14 protein-coding genes and 3 tRNA genes are annotated in these 15,309 nt (G+C 64.1%); 6 read left to right on the top strand and 11 right to left on the bottom strand.

From position 1 onward, the window contains the following. Nucleotides 1–76 precede the first annotated feature (76 nt). Entirely contained in the window at nt 77–1,084 is a 1,008-nt protein-coding gene (locus Q0964_RS12540; protein WP_299268047.1) for a hypothetical protein, read from the top strand. A gap of 675 nt (nt 1,085–1,759) precedes the next feature. On the opposite strand, the gene Q0964_RS12535 is transcribed toward Q0964_RS12540, so the two are convergent. The 3 genes from Q0964_RS12535 to Q0964_RS12525 form a co-directional block, all read right to left on the bottom strand. Next, nucleotides 1,760–1,867: transfer RNA gene (locus Q0964_RS12535), tRNA-Ile, on the bottom strand. A gap of 29 nt (nt 1,868–1,896) precedes the next feature. Beyond that, nucleotides 1,897–2,655: an HFX_2341 family transcriptional regulator domain-containing protein gene (locus tag Q0964_RS12530; protein WP_299268045.1), complete on the bottom strand. Its 759-nt coding sequence runs from the start codon at nt 2,653–2,655 to the stop codon at nt 1,897–1,899. 455 nt (nt 2,656–3,110) lie between these two features. Next, nucleotides 3,111–3,215, bottom strand: a tRNA-Asn gene (locus Q0964_RS12525). 100 nt (nt 3,216–3,315) lie between these two features. Here Q0964_RS12525 and cca point away from each other — a divergent pair. Then, the gene (cca, locus tag Q0964_RS12520) at nt 3,316–4,722 is read left to right on the top strand and encodes a CCA tRNA nucleotidyltransferase (RefSeq protein ID WP_299268042.1); all 1,407 of its coding nucleotides are present in this window, start codon (nt 3,316–3,318) and stop codon (nt 4,720–4,722) included. Here the strand turns inward: cca and Q0964_RS12515 are convergent. The 5 genes from Q0964_RS12515 to Q0964_RS12495 form a co-directional block, all read right to left on the bottom strand. After that, complete coding sequence (locus Q0964_RS12515; RefSeq protein ID WP_299268039.1) at nt 4,701–5,711, bottom strand: histone deacetylase family protein; 1,011 nt, start codon at nt 5,709–5,711, stop codon at nt 4,701–4,703. The genes cca and Q0964_RS12515 overlap by 22 nt on opposite strands. Beyond that, nucleotides 5,708–6,148 carry a histone family protein gene (locus tag Q0964_RS12510; RefSeq protein ID WP_299268036.1) on the bottom strand — a complete coding sequence of 147 codons (441 nt, stop codon included), beginning with the start codon at nt 6,146–6,148 and terminating at the stop codon, nt 5,708–5,710. Before Q0964_RS12510 ends, Q0964_RS12515 begins: the two co-directional genes overlap by 4 nt. A 64-nt stretch (nt 6,149–6,212) precedes the next feature. Beyond that, nucleotides 6,213–7,661 (bottom strand): single-stranded DNA binding protein, encoded by a 1,449-nt coding sequence (locus tag Q0964_RS12505; protein WP_299268033.1) that lies wholly within the window; start codon nt 7,659–7,661, stop codon nt 6,213–6,215. Between the two features lie 146 nt (nt 7,662–7,807). Beyond that, nucleotides 7,808–8,452, bottom strand: a complete 645-nt coding sequence (locus Q0964_RS12500) for a hypothetical protein (protein WP_299268030.1) — start codon at nt 8,450–8,452, stop codon at nt 7,808–7,810. Between the two features lie 59 nt (nt 8,453–8,511). Then, nucleotides 8,512–9,126: a DUF7504 family protein gene (locus Q0964_RS12495; RefSeq protein WP_299268029.1), complete on the bottom strand. Its 615-nt coding sequence runs from the start codon at nt 9,124–9,126 to the stop codon at nt 8,512–8,514. 150 nt (nt 9,127–9,276) lie between these two features. On the opposite strand from Q0964_RS12495, the gene Q0964_RS12490 reads away from it, so the two are divergent. The 4 genes from Q0964_RS12490 to Q0964_RS12475 all read left to right on the top strand — a co-directional run bounded on the left by Q0964_RS12490 (nt 9,277) and on the right by Q0964_RS12475 (nt 12,218). Then, nucleotides 9,277–9,349 (top strand) — tRNA-Arg (locus tag Q0964_RS12490). Nucleotides 9,350–9,555: 206 nt separating this feature from the next. Next, nucleotides 9,556–10,506 carry a metallophosphoesterase family protein gene (locus Q0964_RS12485; protein WP_299268027.1) on the top strand — a complete coding sequence of 317 codons (951 nt, stop codon included), beginning with the start codon at nt 9,556–9,558 and terminating at the stop codon, nt 10,504–10,506. 1 nt (nt 10,507) lies between these two features. Next, nucleotides 10,508–11,191: a DUF7260 family protein gene (locus tag Q0964_RS12480; protein WP_299268025.1), complete on the top strand. Its 684-nt coding sequence runs from the start codon at nt 10,508–10,510 to the stop codon at nt 11,189–11,191. A gap of 412 nt (nt 11,192–11,603) precedes the next feature. Next, nucleotides 11,604–12,218 carry a DUF309 domain-containing protein gene (locus Q0964_RS12475; RefSeq protein ID WP_299268023.1) on the top strand — a complete coding sequence of 205 codons (615 nt, stop codon included), beginning with the start codon at nt 11,604–11,606 and terminating at the stop codon, nt 12,216–12,218. Here Q0964_RS12475 and azf read toward each other — a convergent pair. The 3 genes from azf to Q0964_RS12460 all read right to left on the bottom strand — a co-directional run bounded on the left by azf (nt 12,215) and on the right by Q0964_RS12460 (nt 15,215). Next, nucleotides 12,215–12,994, bottom strand: coding sequence for an NAD-dependent glucose-6-phosphate dehydrogenase Azf (azf, locus tag Q0964_RS12470; RefSeq protein WP_299268020.1), 780 nt, complete (start codon nt 12,992–12,994; stop codon nt 12,215–12,217). The genes Q0964_RS12475 and azf overlap by 4 nt on opposite strands. Nucleotides 12,995–13,113: 119 nt before the next feature. After that, nucleotides 13,114–13,728, bottom strand: coding sequence for a translation initiation factor IF-2 subunit beta (locus tag Q0964_RS12465; RefSeq protein WP_299268017.1), 615 nt, complete (start codon nt 13,726–13,728; stop codon nt 13,114–13,116). 230 nt (nt 13,729–13,958) lie between these two features. Continuing rightward, on the bottom strand, nt 13,959–15,215 hold the full coding sequence (locus Q0964_RS12460; protein ID WP_299268014.1) for an RNA-guided endonuclease InsQ/TnpB family protein: 1,257 nt from the start codon (nt 15,213–15,215) through the stop codon (nt 13,959–13,961). Nucleotides 15,216–15,309: the final 94 nt, after the last annotated feature.

Below are 15,309 nucleotides of genomic sequence, written 5' to 3'. Positions count from 1 at the left end.
CACCGCCTCGCTATCCATCCTTATGTGAACACCGCCGGCTGGACAGAGCTTAAATATAATTGGGCAAATAAAACGTATGGATCGACGACGACTACTTGTTGCAGTCGCCGGCGTCACATTCTCCGGTGTCGCTGGATGCGCCGAGTTGGAACCGGGCGACAATACGACGACGGCAGAGGTGACCGACACGCCAGCGAGTGAGCAGGCGGACATCAAAACGGAGTCACAATCCGAAGAGGAGTCGACCGACGACGAGACAGGGGATACCGATGTCGGTGAGACAGAACCAGCTGCTGTCGTCGACCAAGCCAGGGTCGCACTCAACGAGGCAGACGTCGACACGTACAACCAACTCATCTACGGCGACGGCCCACTCGACCCGATCAAGCCGGATGAGTTCGATCCGGCAGAGAACTTAGAGTCCATCGAACTGACCATAGAGGAGATTAGCCCATCGACCTACGAGTCACGGACGGGAGAGACGTTCGATCAGCAACAGGCCGAAACACGACTCACCGAGATTGGTGCAGACGAGTTCGCAGTTGTATGGTGGGAAGAACAGTACCGAGCCGGCCAGGATGTCCCAATCGACTCGCTGGCCGTCTATCTCCTCTATCGCGTCGACGCCGAGTGGCTCCTGTACGCTTCAATATCTAATTCGGAACAGATTGCAGTCGAGGACATCAACGAACCGACGCCACCGTTCGCGAACTCCCCGACCGGCGTTGTCGAGCAGTTCTATGTCAGCGCGCTCACCACTGGCGATGCGGACGCAGTGAACGAGGTCCTGTACCCCGAGTCACCACAGGAGCAAGTCACCGACGACGATGTCCAGGAAACCGACCGACGTGCACTCGTCGGGGCCGAAGAGCGGTCGGTCGAGAGGGCTGCCGAAGCAGCGTCGTTCTCGGACCCCGAGGACCTCGAGATGGCTGGCCTACTCGCACAGGATCGATACGGCGTTGAGTGTCAGTTTGTCGTCGTCTCGACTGTCTCCGAGGGAGATAGATTTGTCAAGCGGTTCCCCGTCCTCACCGTGATGGACGATGGGGACTGGTTCGTACACAGGATTGATTTCGAATAGTCCGGACAGTCGACGGCTTCTACATCGCCGTCATTGATGACTAAACCGAGCACACACCAGACGTTTCCGCCACTCATATAACGAGCAAATGCAGTACATGATAGCCACGTTGTGCAAGATACGCCTGCTTAGTGAACCGTGTACCCCCCGTTTCTCATTCTGAAACACGGTTATCGGGATTAATATACCTGCTACAACTCATTAGTTATGAGCACATTCGGAACGATTGTAGCCACGCTGTTTTATTTTGGAGTGGGTTGTTTCATTTTGTTGTGGTTCCTGAACGGAAACGATGGCCTAAGCAGTGAGTGGCGGAGGTGATGTCAAACTTCCTTGCACTATTCTCCCGCTGTCGATCGACTCGAGCAGCACTGATTTCGGCACCTCACAGTGACCGATACGCGCGATGTATGCAGCGAACCTCACTCTACATCCATCGTAGCTGAGAGATATTCGCGGACGGAACCACACTCTGGTCCGACGCCAGCAGATTCGGAACAATCGGTGATTGATTACCTCTTTCCCCGGCGTCGGTCGGCAGCGAAGGCACGAAGACGGTGGCTCGCGCCCACAAGCTGGAGGCACGCCGACGAGCCGGTATCAAATCAAATCACGTATGAGAAACGCACGAGTGCCCTTGCTTGGCCTGACTCAATGGAGTTAATAATTCTGTCATGGGCCCTGGCGGATTTGAACCACCGGCCGCCCGGTGTCTCACAACCCTGACCGAAATCAGTTGGTTGGTATGAGCCGGGTGCTCTAACCAGACTAAGCTAAGGGCCCTGTATCCGGTGATTTCTCGCGCCTCGTCTTTAGCTTTCGGAATCACGCTCCTGGAGTTTGTGTCGGAAGGCTTTCAATGCGTTCTCACCGGTCTCGGTGAGGGTGGTCTGCTTCTGGCGGCCGACGGACTCCACGCGGACGTACGATCGTTCGACGAGCGGTTCAATGATGTTGGCGTTCAGTAGTGCGAACTTGGCCTTGTCGTTGGCGGGGTCGGCTTCGGTCATATAGGACAGCTGTTCCGCTTCGGAAAACTCGATGAGGTCGGATTTTTTCGGGGTGTAGGCCTCGGTCGTGATTCGCTGGATGTGGTCGAGGATGGCGACCTGGTCGGTCGTCGGCGTCTCGACGGGATAGGAGGGGAGCACTTCCACGTCGGCGACACCTTCGGTCAAGGGTTCGCGTTCGAGCGGCGGGACGTGTGATTCGGGATGGACGTAGTAGGCGGTGGCGTCGGTCGCCATGCAGGCGATGGCACAGCCGATGTCGGCGAGCTTGGCCCCGCTGGCGACGTTGACACGGACGATGTCGTCGTCGTGGTCGGCGGCGATCGTCGTGACGATTCCTAGTACCGCGTATACGTCGTCCAGGTCGACCGACCGTCGGGTCACGTCGACGCCCTGGCCTTCAAGTTGCTCGATCAACGCCTCGTGGTAGCTGGCGTGGTCGGCGGCGTTCTCGGCGGCCAGCAGGTACACCTCGTCGGCGTCGTATGTCCGAATCGGCTCCAGTATCCGGTCATGCTCGTACCCCAGCGGTGCGATGTGAATCTCCCGTATCTCGCGCATGGACTCACCGACCGCCGGCGGCGAGCCGTCGGTCGTTCGTGTCGTCAGTACAGAAAGTAATGAGAGTATCGATACTATTGTTCGTACGAGTAGTAGCCGGCCAGTAGCTAATACCCGGGCCCGGGTAGCTGTGCGTGCATGCCGGGTGACGTTGACACAGCGACGGCATGCACGGCCGCCCACCGCTGACGCGGGTGGGTCGGGGGTCGGGACGCCCCGAACCGCCGACTCACCGCTCTCTCTCGGGAACACCGTCGAGCACGGCTTAACGAGCCCCCGGTCACGGCCCCGGAGACGCCGCAGAGCACGGCTCTCCCCACGACCGGCGTGACGGGTCCGCGCCGCTCATCGCGACCGGCTCGCCGCCGACCGCTCTGCGCTCGACGCAGCACCTCTGCACGCTCGTTCGAGCGTTCCCGAAGGCCGTGACTCGTGGACCGGTGTCGAGAGAAAAGCGCCACCGCCAGGGTTCGAACCTGGGACAACCTCGTTTCTGCGGTGAACAGGCGTGACCTCCACACCGTAACAGCGAGGTGCTCTACCAACTGAGCTACGGCGGCACGTTCGCAAGCACTCCTGAGTAGCCGGAGTTATTTAATAGGGCTTTCGCTTTCGGGCAGCATCGACACGCTTTCACGGGGTCGCCGGATACGGCCCTGCATGAGTGCGGAGTTCGACGCGGTCGTCGCCGCCGTCCACGACCGCGTCACACCCGACGACGACGAGCGCGCGCGACTCGAGGCGGTCACCGAACGCCTCACCGAGCGCACCGAGGCCGCCGCCGCCGAACTGTCCGTCGAGACCGACGTGGTGCTGGTCGGCTCCACCGCCCGTGGCACCTGGCTGGCCGGCGACCGCGACGTGGACCTTTTCGTCCGCTTCCCCGCCGACCTAGAACGTGAACGCCTCGAGGAGTACGGCCTCCGGATCGGCCGCCAAGCCCTCCCCGAGGGCCGCGAGGAGTACGCCGAACACCCCTACATCGTCGGCGAGTTCGAGGGCTTCTCTGTCGACCTGGTGCCCTGTTACGATGTGGCCAACGCCACCGCCATCCAGTCGGCCGTGGACCGCACCCCCTTCCACACTGCCTATCTTGAGGAGCGACTGGACGACGATACCGCTGCCGACGTGCGCGTCGCGAAAGCCTTCCTGAAGGGGGTTGGCGTCTACGGCGCCGACCTGAGGACCCGCGGGCTCTCTGGCTACCTGACGGAACTGCTCGTGCTGGAGTACGGCGGACTCCACTCCATATTAAAAGCCGCCGCCGACTGGCACCCGCCGGTCGAACTCGACCCGGCAGCCCACGGGGAGGCGACGTTCGAGGACCCTCTCGTCGTCATCGACCCCACCGACCCCGAGCGCAATGTCGCCGCCGCGCTCTCTCCCGCGAACGTCGCCCGTCTCCAGCATTACGCCCGCGAGCTGCTGGCCGACCCTCGCGAGGACCTGTTCGAACCCGACGAGCCTGCCCCACTCGATGCCGCTGCTGTCCGCGAGGCCGTCACCGCCCGCGGGACGACGCCGGTCGCCGTCGCCTTCGACGCACCAGCCCTCGTCGACGACCAGCTCTGGCCACAGCTCCGAAAGTCCCGCCGGGGCGTCGTCGCCGAACTCGACCGACGCGGGTTCGACGTGTTCCGTAGCGCCGCCTTCGCCGACGACCGGGCAGTCCTCTTTCTGGAACTCGCCGTCGCCGAACGGCCCACAGTCGAGCGCCACGACGGCCCGCCAGTCCACGTTCGCGACCACGCTCGCGAGTTCTACGGGAAGTACGCCGCGGCCGGCGCCGAGACGGACGACAGCAACCGGACGCCGCCGAACGGGACGCACGAGGAACCGCCGTACGGTCCGTTCGTCGCCGACGACCGGTACGTCGTCGAACGAGAACGAGCGTTCACCAGCGCCCGTGACTTCTTGACGAGTGATGCGGTCTTCGAGGTCGCGCTTGGCGCACGCATCGGGAACGCGCTGGCGGACGGCTACGAGGTGCTGGTCGGTGACGACGTCGCGACACTGGCCACCGACTTCGGGACGGAACTCGCCCGTTACTTCTCGCCGAAACCCTGATAACGCAGGTCCGCAAACACCGTTTTCGCGCGGTCTTTGACCTCCTCGTCGGTCGTGACCGGTTCGCGTCCGTCGAACACCTCGTGGACCATCGTGACGCTCTCAGCGAGCGTATCGAGGCCGTAGCCCCCCTCCAGCACGAACCCGAGGCCGGCGCCGGCCTCGTCGGCGATGTCGCGCATCCGGGCAGTGAACGCGCCATACCCCTCCGTCGAGACGCGCATCCGCGAGATTGGGTCGTGACGATGGGCGTCGAAACCGGCGCTCACCAGGATCAGGTCCGGGTCGAACGCGACGAACTCCGGGCCGACGAACTCGTCGATGGCGGTGCAGTAGTCGGCGTCGCCACAGCCCGGCAGGAGCGGCACGTTCAGTATCGTTCCGTCACCGTCGCCCTCGCCGGTCTCGTCCACGTCGCCGCTGCCGGGGTAGAGCCCGTCCTCGTGGATCGAAGCGTAGTACACGTCGTCGACGTCGTAGAAGATGTCGTGGATACCGTTGCCGTGGTGGACGTCCCAGTCGAGGATGGCGACGCGGTCGGCGTCGCCGTCGTCGGTGGCCGCCCGCGCGGCGACGGCAGTGTTGTTCACGAAACAAAAGCCCATAGCATCGGTTTCGACGGCGTGGTGACCCGGCGGGCGGCCCAGCGCGAAGGGCGTGTCTCGGCCGTCGTCGCCGGCCAGTGCGCGCTCTCCGGCCCACACCGCCTGGCCGGCCGCGGCCAGCGCGGCGTCCCAGGTCGCCTCGACGGCGACGGTGTCGTCGTCCCAGTCGCCGCCCCCGTCCTCGCAGAATTCCTTGATTGCGCTGACGTAGCCGGCATCGTGGACGGCGGTGACGGCCGACTCGGGAGCGGGATCGGCGGCGACGTACTCGACGCCGTGCTCGCGTGAGAGCGACCGCCGGATCGCCCGGAGACGGTCGGGGCTCTCCGGGTGGCGGTAACCGGTCTGATGTTCGAGACAGTCCTCGTGATAGCCGAAGTTCATCCGAAATACTGTGCGAGCTCGAAGTACGTCTCGACGTCGTCGGCCTTGACGGTTCGACGTTCGGCGTGGCGAGCCAACGCGGTCGCGGCGGCGGCCACGTCGTCGGCGAACGACTCCAGTCGATCGGCCAGCGCGATCCGGGCGTCCATCGATACCCGATAGGAGTCGTCGATGTCGAGCCGCGCAATCCGGTCGACCGGTGCGATAGGGAGCTCGAGCGCATTCTTGTCTGGCACAGACGAAACGCCGAAATCCGACGCCATCAACGTCTTCCGCCCGTCGGCGGTCGCTCGCTCGGCGGCGTCGATGGCGAGGCGTGCACCCCGTTGCTGGATCCGCCGCGCCAGTTCCTCGGCCGCCTCGGCGCTGACCCGAAGCGTCCCTGCGTTCCGTCGGATGACCGTATCGACCGGCGCGAACGGGAGCTCGACGCTCATACCGCATACCGGGACTGTCGCAGTCTTAAGACTTTCCGTGAGTCAGTTCGCGCCCGCTCAGCCACTAGAACACGTCGTCGGCGTCCAGTCGTCCGTCCGATAGCTGGCCGCGCGCGGTCACTTCCTGTCCGAGCTGAAGCGTCGCGCCCGTCTCGACGCTCATCGTCTGCTCACCGTCGTCGAGTACGACCGGCTCACCCGTCTGGACGACCGTCCCGGTGAACTCGACGACCTCTCCGGCGTCGCTCGTGTCGTCGCCCGCGTCGCTCCCTGCTGCCTCGAGTGTGGTCGCCGCCGTCCCGCCGTCGCTCTCGGCCGACTCTCCGTCGGCGAACGCGTCCAAGCCGGTCTCGGCAGCGCCCTGTTCGGCTGCGGCACCGCTACCGCTTGGCTTGGTCGTCGCCCCGTCTTCGAGGACGACCACCGTCGACCGCCAGTTCGCGGAGGCCTCGAGGTCGTCCTGCCAGCCGTCGTCGATTTCCACGTCTGCGAAGAAGACCTCGTCGCCGGGCTGAATCTCCTTGTCGGCCTTGTCGCCCCACAGCGCCACGCGGATGTCGCCTGTCTCGTCCTGCACGCGGACGTTGCGAACCTGCCCCTCCGAGCCGTCGTCGCGGTCGAAGGTCCGCTTGGGGTCGGCACTCCGAATCACGCCGCCGATATCGACGGACTGTCCGATCTCGATGCTGTCGATAGGTGCCGTCTCGGGCGTGAACTCGACGGTCTCCTCGACTACCTCGACCGCGCCACGCTCGCCGACGTGCAGTTCGAGGTCCCCGTCACGCTCGCGGACGTAGCCGTCGACGACCTCGACGGCCGTTCCGGCCGATAGCTCCTCGGCACGGTCGGCTCGCTCGTCCCACAGCGTCACGCGGATTCGCCCGGCCTCGTCACCCAGCGACAGGTTCGCGACCCGACCCTCCGTGCCGTCGTCGCGGTCGAAGGTACGGACAGACTCCGTATCGAGGACGAGACCACGAACGTTCACGTCGGACTGGCCCAGTGTCAGCGCCTCGATATTCGTCGTTCCCCCCGGCTGGACGTCGATTTCCTCGTCCTGGTCCGGTTCGGCCTTGTCGACGCTGACTTCCAGCCCGTTGTAGCCGTCCGTCGGTCGGCCTTTGATCCGGAGGACCGAACCGACTTCGAGCTGGCCCTCGTCGACAGAGACGGCCTCCGCATCCCAGAACGAGAGGGTGATCGAACCGGTCTCGTCCGCGACCTCGACGTTGATAACGCGACCGTCCTCGTCCTCACCGTCGCGCTCGAACGTCCGGAGGTCGCCGACGGCCATCACCTTCGCGATAAACTTCACCTCGTCCATCCCGGGTTCGATGTCCGCGACCCCGTTTACCTCTCCGTCCGCGAGCTCGTGAGCGATGAGCATGGCCGCGGTCTCCTCGTCCGCGAGGCCCCCCATCTGTTCGATCTTCTGCTCGACGGCCTCCCGGAACTCCTCCTCGGATACCTCGTCGGTCTCCAGATCCGCGTAGATGTCCTCTAGCGCGCCCATCTGTCTGTCCCAGTGCACGGCTGGACTCCGTTTAAGCGTTGCCGTCGGCGTCTCGACCCGTCTCCCTCCGGCGGTTTCGACATGCTCCGAGCCATATCGAAGACTGCCTCGCGTTCGGATTTAAATCTACGTCTGGCACCGCGCGGTCACTCCGTGGTAGTCGTCGGCTGGACGGTCGCCGACACGCTCGAACTCTCGTGGGCCGCACCCGCGACGACCTGCCCGTCGTGGCTGACCGTCACCTCCGACGGGAGTTCGCCGTCGACCTCGAAACGTCCGTCGTAGTCGATACCGACGAGGGCCTGTGCGCCCGCCTCACAGCCCTCGATGTCCGTGGTCTCGACGCTGACCGTGAGCTCTCCCGCCGACTCGTCGTATTCGAGCGAGCCGAGAGCCGCCCGCCTGCAGCTGTTGTTCCCACTGACCGTCCCGTCGACGAGCACCTCGCCGGCGTCCGTGTCGAAAGTGACCTCGGCCACGTCTCGATTCTCGCCGACCGCCGGACTCCGTGAACTGAAACCGTAGGTGACGCCGTCTCTGCGGCCACCGCCCCCCCAGGCCTGCTCGCTCGCACCCCCGGCGCCGTCGCCCTCGCCGCCCGACGTTTTCGTTTCGGGCGTGTCCGTCTCGGTTCCGCTGTCCGTCCCCTCCGGTTGGCTCCCCGGCCCGCCGTCACCGGGACCCGTCTCCGTGCCGGCGTTCCCGCCTCTGTCACCGGACTCCTGTGTACAGCCGGCGAGACCGAGTGCGGTTGTGGACGCGGTCACTGCGAGAAATCTGCGTCGGTGCATAGCTGTCCCGTCGCTCGCCCAGAAAAAGGGTATTGTGGAGGCTCAAACGCGCGTTTGTGTCACTGGCTGGTGACCGTCCAGTCGCCGTTCCCGTCGACCTCGACGACGGCGTCGAACAACCCGCGGACCGTCTCCAGCGTCTGCTCGTCGTGCGCCTCGGGGTCGAGGTGGTAGTGTCCGACGGCGCCGGCGGACCTCACCCGGCCCGTCACGACGTGGAGGAACTGGAAGGCACGCTCCAACTCCACGAACTGCAGGAGGGCGGTCAGCGAATCGAAACAGAGCCGCTGGCGCCTCGACTGCTCGTCCGTCGTGAGGTGTTGGCTGAGCGTGACGCCGAGTGCGGTCAGGTCGCCGGCATGCTCGACGGCCTCCAACGTCCACTGACTCGCCTCCGCCTCGGTCTCGGCACCCCAGTCGCCGACGCTGATGACTGTTCCGTCGGCGGGCGGCGTCCCCCTGTCCCGCTCGTAGTCGGCCGCCCACTTTCCCGGCGACTGCGTGTACGTTAGCCCGAGTACCGACGTCGCTGCTGGGTCGTCACCGCCGAGAAAATCGACGCAAACGCCGGCCGCGCCGTCCGGAAACGACGGCGCCATCACCAAGATGTTCGACGCGTCGGCCAGCCGTTCGGTGACCGACGTTACACCCTGCCCCGCGACCTGTCTGGTCATATCAGAGTTCCAACTTCTAGTTTCATAAGAATGCTGATTTCCAGAAGAAATGCACCTTCTCACGGCCACCGTGTGAACCCGAGTCCGCGACGAACCGGACGATGGGTGAACCGTAACCCATTTATTCACAACTACGATATTAAAAAGTGAGTCCTGGTAGGGTAGTGGACTATCCTCTTGGCTTGCGGAGCCAGGGACCGGAGTTCAAATCTCCGTCAGGACGTTCACTCCTCGCGATTACTCACCCGGTGAGCGCTCGTTCCGTTGTTTACGTACTGACGGGCCCCGCCCGCTACGTTTGCGGAGACCCCCTCAGGACAGTTTTGATGCAGTGTAGTATGTATCGCTCTATACTTCGGAGTGCCAAACGTAGTCTAAAATATAAGAATTACAATATGTTTATCTGGAATCAGAAATCAGGATACGGTGATGCTCTACCGGAGCGCTCCGGGGCCGACCCTGGCACGACTCGACGGGCCGACAGCCGCGAAACCGACGAGTCTCGCGGTGTTGGCGGATCCGCACGTGACGCCGTGGGCGACGGGGACGTGGAAGGTCTTCCATCGGACCGTCGAGCGACTCCGGACGGCTCTCACGGCGGCCAACCGGCTGGACGTGGACGCGGTCGCTGTCGCAGGCGATCTGACCAAAGATGGGGCACCGCAGGAGTTCGACCGAGCCGCGGCGCTGCTCGACGAGGCGAACGCACCGGTCCTGGCGGTCCCGGGTACGCACGATTTGCCACGACCCGAGGACGGACACCGAACGCCGCCGGTCGGGACGTTTGCCGACCGCTTCGCCAACAGTCGATACCCGTTCGTCGAGCGTGTGAGCGGGGTCGACCTCGTGGGTATCGACACCGTGACAGCTGGGGCCGACCGCGGCTTCGTCTCCCCGACGCAGCTCGACTGGCTCGAATCAATCCTCCCCGCGCTCGAACGGCCGGTCGTCCTCTGTCACCATGCGCTGACTCCCGCTCCGGGCGACGACCCGCCCGTGGCCAGGCCGACCGGGAACGCTCAAGAGTTGGCACGCGTTCTCGAGGCGGGCGGTGTCGAACTGGTCGTGTCGGGTTCACGCCACTGGCCAGGGACCGGCGCACTGAGTGGGGTCCGTGAGGTAATAGCCCCTGCGGTCTGTTCGCTCCCACAGGCGTTCCTGCACGTCCGGGTCGGCGCCAGCGGCACGACCGTCGACTTGGTCCCACTGGCGGACCGCACTGGATTCGAGGAGGCTTACGCCTCCGCCAACGACGGTGACAGCAAAGGGCAGTGGGTCGCCGACCGCGCCGATCGCGGCGCGTTGAGTCGCTTTCCGCTCGTCGACGACCGGTCCAGTACGACCGCTGCCACCGGCGAACGAGCGTCCCCCAACCAGTGAGATGTCGGGGACGACCCACCCGCTCGAACCGCTCGACGATGCTCGGCACCGGCTCCGGGTCCGCCGTCGTCACCTGGTCGACGAACGCGACGCCTTCGACCAGTTCTGTCGGCGCGTCGAGACGCTGCCGACCGTCGAAGCCACCGACGCGCCCGGCTCCGTCCTGTCGATGACGGCCCGAACCGAACCCGGACCGCCGGCGCTCCGCGCCGCCTACGACGGAACCGTCATGACAGTTCCACACGCCGAGGAAGACGACGCGTCGGTCCCCGCCTTCGACGACCTGCTCCCCCGGCCGACCCGGGCCGAAATCCGGTGGGCGGCCCGCCTCACGCCCGCGCTACAATCGGCGGTCCTCGACGCCGCGACCACGGCCCACGAGCACCGCGTCGACCGAATCGAAGCCATCGACGCGGAGCTGGCGACGCTGGACCGGACGGAAGCCGTCGCTCGTGACCTGCTCGCGGTCGAATCCAGCACCGACGAGGCTCGACTCGCGTCGCTCGACCGGCGCTGTCGTCGCCACGCCGCCAGGCGACGAGCGACGCTCGCGAACCGGGCAGAGACCGACGCGCCGGCGCTCCCGGCAGACCTGTACACCGACATCGAGGTCGAGGATCCGGTGTTGTCGGCACTCGAGGCCGTCCGCGACCGCCTCCCGCGGGACACCGAGGAGGCCGACTGACCGGCGCCTCCCCGCTAGCGGTCGGGCCCCCCGACTCAGTCGAAGTCGTCGACGACCCGGTCGAGACAACCTTCTCGTCCTGTGAGTAACTGTAGTGGTTCGCGACCCGGCCGGCAACGTCGTGGTCGCTGTAGCTGTCGGCAGTCGGTCCACACGCCCCGTCGACGCCCAGTGCCCCGTCGCCGAACTCGGCCGGTCGGTACAGCACGTACGCACCGATGTTCTCGTGTATTGATAGGTCTGACCGGCTTCACACCGGCGCGCAGGCGGAACCGAAATACCCTTTTTTTGTTTGTGCGAACGCCCGGATATATCGGTGGACGGTCGTAGAAAAGAGTAAAATAGTTTTAAAAATATTTATACGAGCGAAGATAAGCCAAACGCTTACCAGAGACGAAATCCACGGCGACGTATGGAGACGGCGCTCCGTGCCGGCGTCGCGATTTTCAACGCGGGCGATTACCACGAGGCTCACGACGCTTGGGAAGACCACTGGCTCGCTCTCGACAGCGGGACCGACGACGAGCGGTTTCTCCACGGTCTCATCCAGTTTACCGCCGCCGTTCACCACGCCAGCGAGCGCAACTGGCCCGGTGTGACGGGGCTGACCGAGAGTGCCCGCGACTACCTCGCCGGACTACCGGCCGACTACCGCGGCGTCGACCTGGCCGGCGTCCGAGCGTACCTGCAGGCGCTGGCCGCCGACCCGGAACGGATCGAACGCGCGCGGCCGCTCGAACTGACCCACGAGGGCGAGGCGCTCGCCCTCTCGGAGCTGGACTTCGCGGAGAGCGCCGCCGCCGCCGCGGTCTACGCCGAGGACGGCCAGTTCGACGAGGTGGTCGTCGAGCAGGGAATCGAGTACGCCCGCGACGCCCTCGACGACGGTGCAGGAACCAGCCCGTTCGTCACGTTCGTCATGGACTTCGCTCGGGACCCGGCCCACCGTGGTATCATCTACCAGCGACTCTCGGAGCACATCCAACGACGACAGCGGCGAGAGTCGGACGTCGACGGCCTCTTCTAAACGGTACGTTCGTAGTCGGCGACGTGTTCGTCGCCGTCCCACTCGGCGGAGTTGTCCTGCGGGTCGTAGCCCAGCGCCTCCTCGGCGCGTTCGATGGAGTAGTACTTCCGGTCGTTGTCCGAGATACCGTAGACGGTCTCGTACTCGTACTCGGCCTCCAGCGTCCGCTCGTGAAGGTGGGCACAGTCGGGGTAGGAGAGCCACATCGCCTGCCCGCGCTCGTAGTCGACTGGCGGGTGGCCCTCGGTGAGATTGCCGATCCGGACGTTACAGACGTCGATCCCGTGTTCGTCGTGGTAGTACCGGCCGATGACCTCGCCGCTGGCCTTCGACACGCCGTAGAGGTTCCCCGGACGCGGCAACTCGGTCCCGTCGAGTCGGTGGCCGTCGTCGGCGCGGTACATCTCGGGGGTACGCTCGTCGGTCTCGAACGCACCGACGGCGTGGTTCGAGGAGGCGTAGACGAACCGCTCAACGCCGGCCTCGACCGCGGCCTCGTACATCTTCTTGGTCCCGTCGATGTTGTTCGAGAGGACGCTCTTCCAAGGTGCGGATGGCCGCGGGTCGCCGGCGAGATGGATGATCGCCCCGACGCCGCCGACGGCCGCCCGGACCGTCTCCTCGTCGATGACGTCGCCGACGAGATACTCGTAGTCGGGTTCTTCGCCCGGCGGATTGTGATAAAGGAGCCGCCAGTCGTACCGCTCGCCGAGGCCCTGCAGGATAGCCTCGCCGACGCGTCCGCCAGCACCCGTGAGCAAAACCGGGTCGTTCATTCGAGTATACATCAGCGACGGCGCGAGTAAGTAAGATGCGGTTCGCTACCCCTCAATCAGGTAATTAATTCTGCTCGAGAGGGCGGCCGAGAAACGACGGCTCGTGACCCGTCGGGGGATTACTGCACCGGTCGAGCGAAAGCCAGCGTCCCACTGATGTTGTCGATGTAGACCTGCACTACGTCGCCCTCGCTGGTACCGGGGACGAAGATGCGGTACTTGCCCTTCTCTGCGACGCCGTCGCCCTTGCGGCCCATGCCGGTAATTTTGACCTGGTACGTCTCGCCCTCTTCCAGCGTGGCGGTGCTGGTTTCCGTGTTAGTTTTCGTCGAACGGTTGTCGACCGGGCGGAAGGCACCGCAGGCCTCACACCGGAGCATCTGGGTCCGGTCCTCTGTAGTGAGTTTCGTGTCCGGGAGGCCACACTCCGAGCAGACGACGTACTCCTCGGAGTAAGCATCCAACACGGCCTCGAAGTCCGCGGCGGAGAAGGTTCCGTTGTAGCGGCTCCGGTCGCCGTCGAACTGCCCGTTTGTCCCGAACTCCCGCTGGACGTAGCGGTGGACGTGTTCGGGGTCGCGGGACAGGGCGTCCGCGATGGATTTGAGATTCGTCAACCGGGTGAAAGCACCGTCTTCCTGGGCGGCGGGGTCGGGAATCTGGAGTCGCTGCTGGCTCGCTGTTCGCTCGGGCAGGGCCTCGTAGGCACGGTCGAGCGCGACGTCGTAGTCCATACATACCGGAATCAGCCGACACCGAAAAGCGTTCCGTGCTGAACCATGGCTCGACATCCTCCCCGCGCTGAGGGGCGAGGATTCCCGATTGCCGTTGGGATAGTGTGGTTTAGGACGTAGCCTGTTCTCGCGGTGTGAAGCATCCGCTCTGTAAACTACCCCTCCCTACTCCCTCGGCGCATACGCGCCTCGGTCCTTGAGGGAGGGGCTTTGATGTGGACTCCCGGCGATCAACTGTCGGCAGTTGGCCGATAGCCGTCGCTGTTCAACATCCCACTATTTATACGCACGTCTACTGGTGCGTCTGCGCTCCCCGACGTGGGCGAGGAACGCAGTCCGTGTTGTCGCTTCCGCATGTACCGCAATCCGACGTTTTTCGCGCCGTTGTAGTCCGCGTTGATCTCGTATCCACACTTCAGACACTGGAACTGCTCGCCGTCGCGGTTATCTTCATGGGTGAAGCCACAATCGGTGTGCGAGCACCGCTGGCTCGTATGCTCTGGCTCGACCTCCTCAACCGCCACACCCTGTTCAGGAGCCTTGTACTCGACGTATTCGTACAGGCGACGGAATGCCCAGACGTGATGCCAGTTAGCGTGGGGCAGCCGCTCTCGAATATCAATCAAGTCCTCGAATACGATCACGTCGCACTCGTGGGCAACCGCTTCGGCAACAATCTCGTTGGCGACTGTGTGGATATACTGTTTCCGCCATGCTCGCTCTCGCTTTCCAAGCCGCAACAAGGCGTTGTGAGCAGCTTGTGTCCCACGCTGTTGCATCTCTGCGCGGCGCTTCTCAAACTCCTGTATCCAGTGGTCGTACTCGTCACCACTCCAGAACGTGCCTGTTGACGAAACAGCAAGGCTGTTCACGCCGAGGTCGATCCCGAGGACAGTTTGATGCCCGGTATCGTCCGAACCCTCAAGTTCAACAGCCTCGCCTTCGTCGTCTACTTGCCGCGTTTTGACGTGGAAGTAGAACTCGTCAGTCGCTTGGTCGTACTGGAGTGTACTCGTCCGAAGCTCGTAGTCGTCGGAAAGCACGTACTCCTCGTATGGTGTTGGACTGTCCGCTGGCAACTCAAACTCACACTCGATGCGCCCGTTCACCGTCGAAAGCGAGATCTTGTTCCGGTAGAACGTCGCACTCCGCTTGTCGTAGACCATACTCCACGAGGTGAACTCTGGTTTGTTCGTCCGTTTGCCTTTTTTCCAGCGGTCAACACCACTATCGACGGCGTGGACGGCACGCCGAATGGCTTCTTGAACGAGATTCGCTGTCAGGTCTGTTTCCTCGCGGAGTCGGTCGTACAACGCATCTCTGGCTGTCACGTTCGAGGTGACGCAGTCTTCGTAGTCGGCGTTGTCCCAGCAGTAGTCACTCGCCTCATTTGCACAATAGAGGAACTGGTCGGCAGTTTCGTGGAGGTCGTCGTGGTATTCGTCGGGAACAACGAGTTTGACCGGCGCGGTACGCCTAACCTCCATATTTCAGGTGTGGTTCCAGCGGTACTTAAAAACTTGAGAGTCGGTCGACTACTGTCTCGTGGTTTGCGTCACACTGTGTCGGCTTCCTCCCCGG

The sequence above is a fragment of the Halorientalis sp. genome (assembly GCF_028275115.1).
In the GTDB taxonomy this organism is placed as follows: domain Archaea; phylum Halobacteriota; class Halobacteria; order Halobacteriales; family Haloarculaceae; genus Halorientalis.
The sequence above is the reverse complement of the archived record's forward strand: the minus strand, read 5'-3'. Positions and strand labels throughout refer to the sequence as shown.

Excerpts from the sequence above, each read along its gene's own strand:
- Q0964_RS12460 (WP_299268014.1), bottom strand. The coding sequence starts at position 15,215 with ATGGAGGTTAGGCGTACCGCGCCGGTCAAACTCGTTGTTCCCGACGAA.
- Q0964_RS12540 (WP_299268047.1), top strand. The coding sequence starts at position 77 with ATGGATCGACGACGACTACTTGTTGCAGTCGCCGGCGTCACATTCTCC.
- Q0964_RS12505 (WP_299268033.1), bottom strand. The coding sequence starts at position 7,661 with ATGGGCGCGCTAGAGGACATCTACGCGGATCTGGAGACCGACGAGGTA.
- Q0964_RS12495 (WP_299268029.1), bottom strand. The coding sequence starts at position 9,126 with ATGACCAGACAGGTCGCGGGGCAGGGTGTAACGTCGGTCACCGAACGG.
- Q0964_RS12480 (WP_299268025.1), top strand. The coding sequence starts at position 10,508 with ATGTCGGGGACGACCCACCCGCTCGAACCGCTCGACGATGCTCGGCAC.
- Q0964_RS12500 (WP_299268030.1), bottom strand. The coding sequence starts at position 8,452 with ATGCACCGACGCAGATTTCTCGCAGTGACCGCGTCCACAACCGCACTC.
- Q0964_RS12475 (WP_299268023.1), top strand. The coding sequence starts at position 11,604 with ATGGAGACGGCGCTCCGTGCCGGCGTCGCGATTTTCAACGCGGGCGAT.
- Q0964_RS12485 (WP_299268027.1), top strand. The coding sequence starts at position 9,556 with ATGCTCTACCGGAGCGCTCCGGGGCCGACCCTGGCACGACTCGACGGG.
- cca (WP_299268042.1), top strand. The coding sequence starts at position 3,316 with ATGAGTGCGGAGTTCGACGCGGTCGTCGCCGCCGTCCACGACCGCGTC.
- Q0964_RS12510 (WP_299268036.1), bottom strand. The coding sequence starts at position 6,148 with ATGAGCGTCGAGCTCCCGTTCGCGCCGGTCGATACGGTCATCCGACGG.
- azf (WP_299268020.1), bottom strand. The coding sequence starts at position 12,994 with ATGAACGACCCGGTTTTGCTCACGGGTGCTGGCGGACGCGTCGGCGAG.
- Q0964_RS12530 (WP_299268045.1), bottom strand. The coding sequence starts at position 2,655 with ATGCGCGAGATACGGGAGATTCACATCGCACCGCTGGGGTACGAGCAT.
- Q0964_RS12515 (WP_299268039.1), bottom strand. The coding sequence starts at position 5,711 with ATGAACTTCGGCTATCACGAGGACTGTCTCGAACATCAGACCGGTTAC.
- Q0964_RS12465 (WP_299268017.1), bottom strand. The coding sequence starts at position 13,728 with ATGGACTACGACGTCGCGCTCGACCGTGCCTACGAGGCCCTGCCCGAG.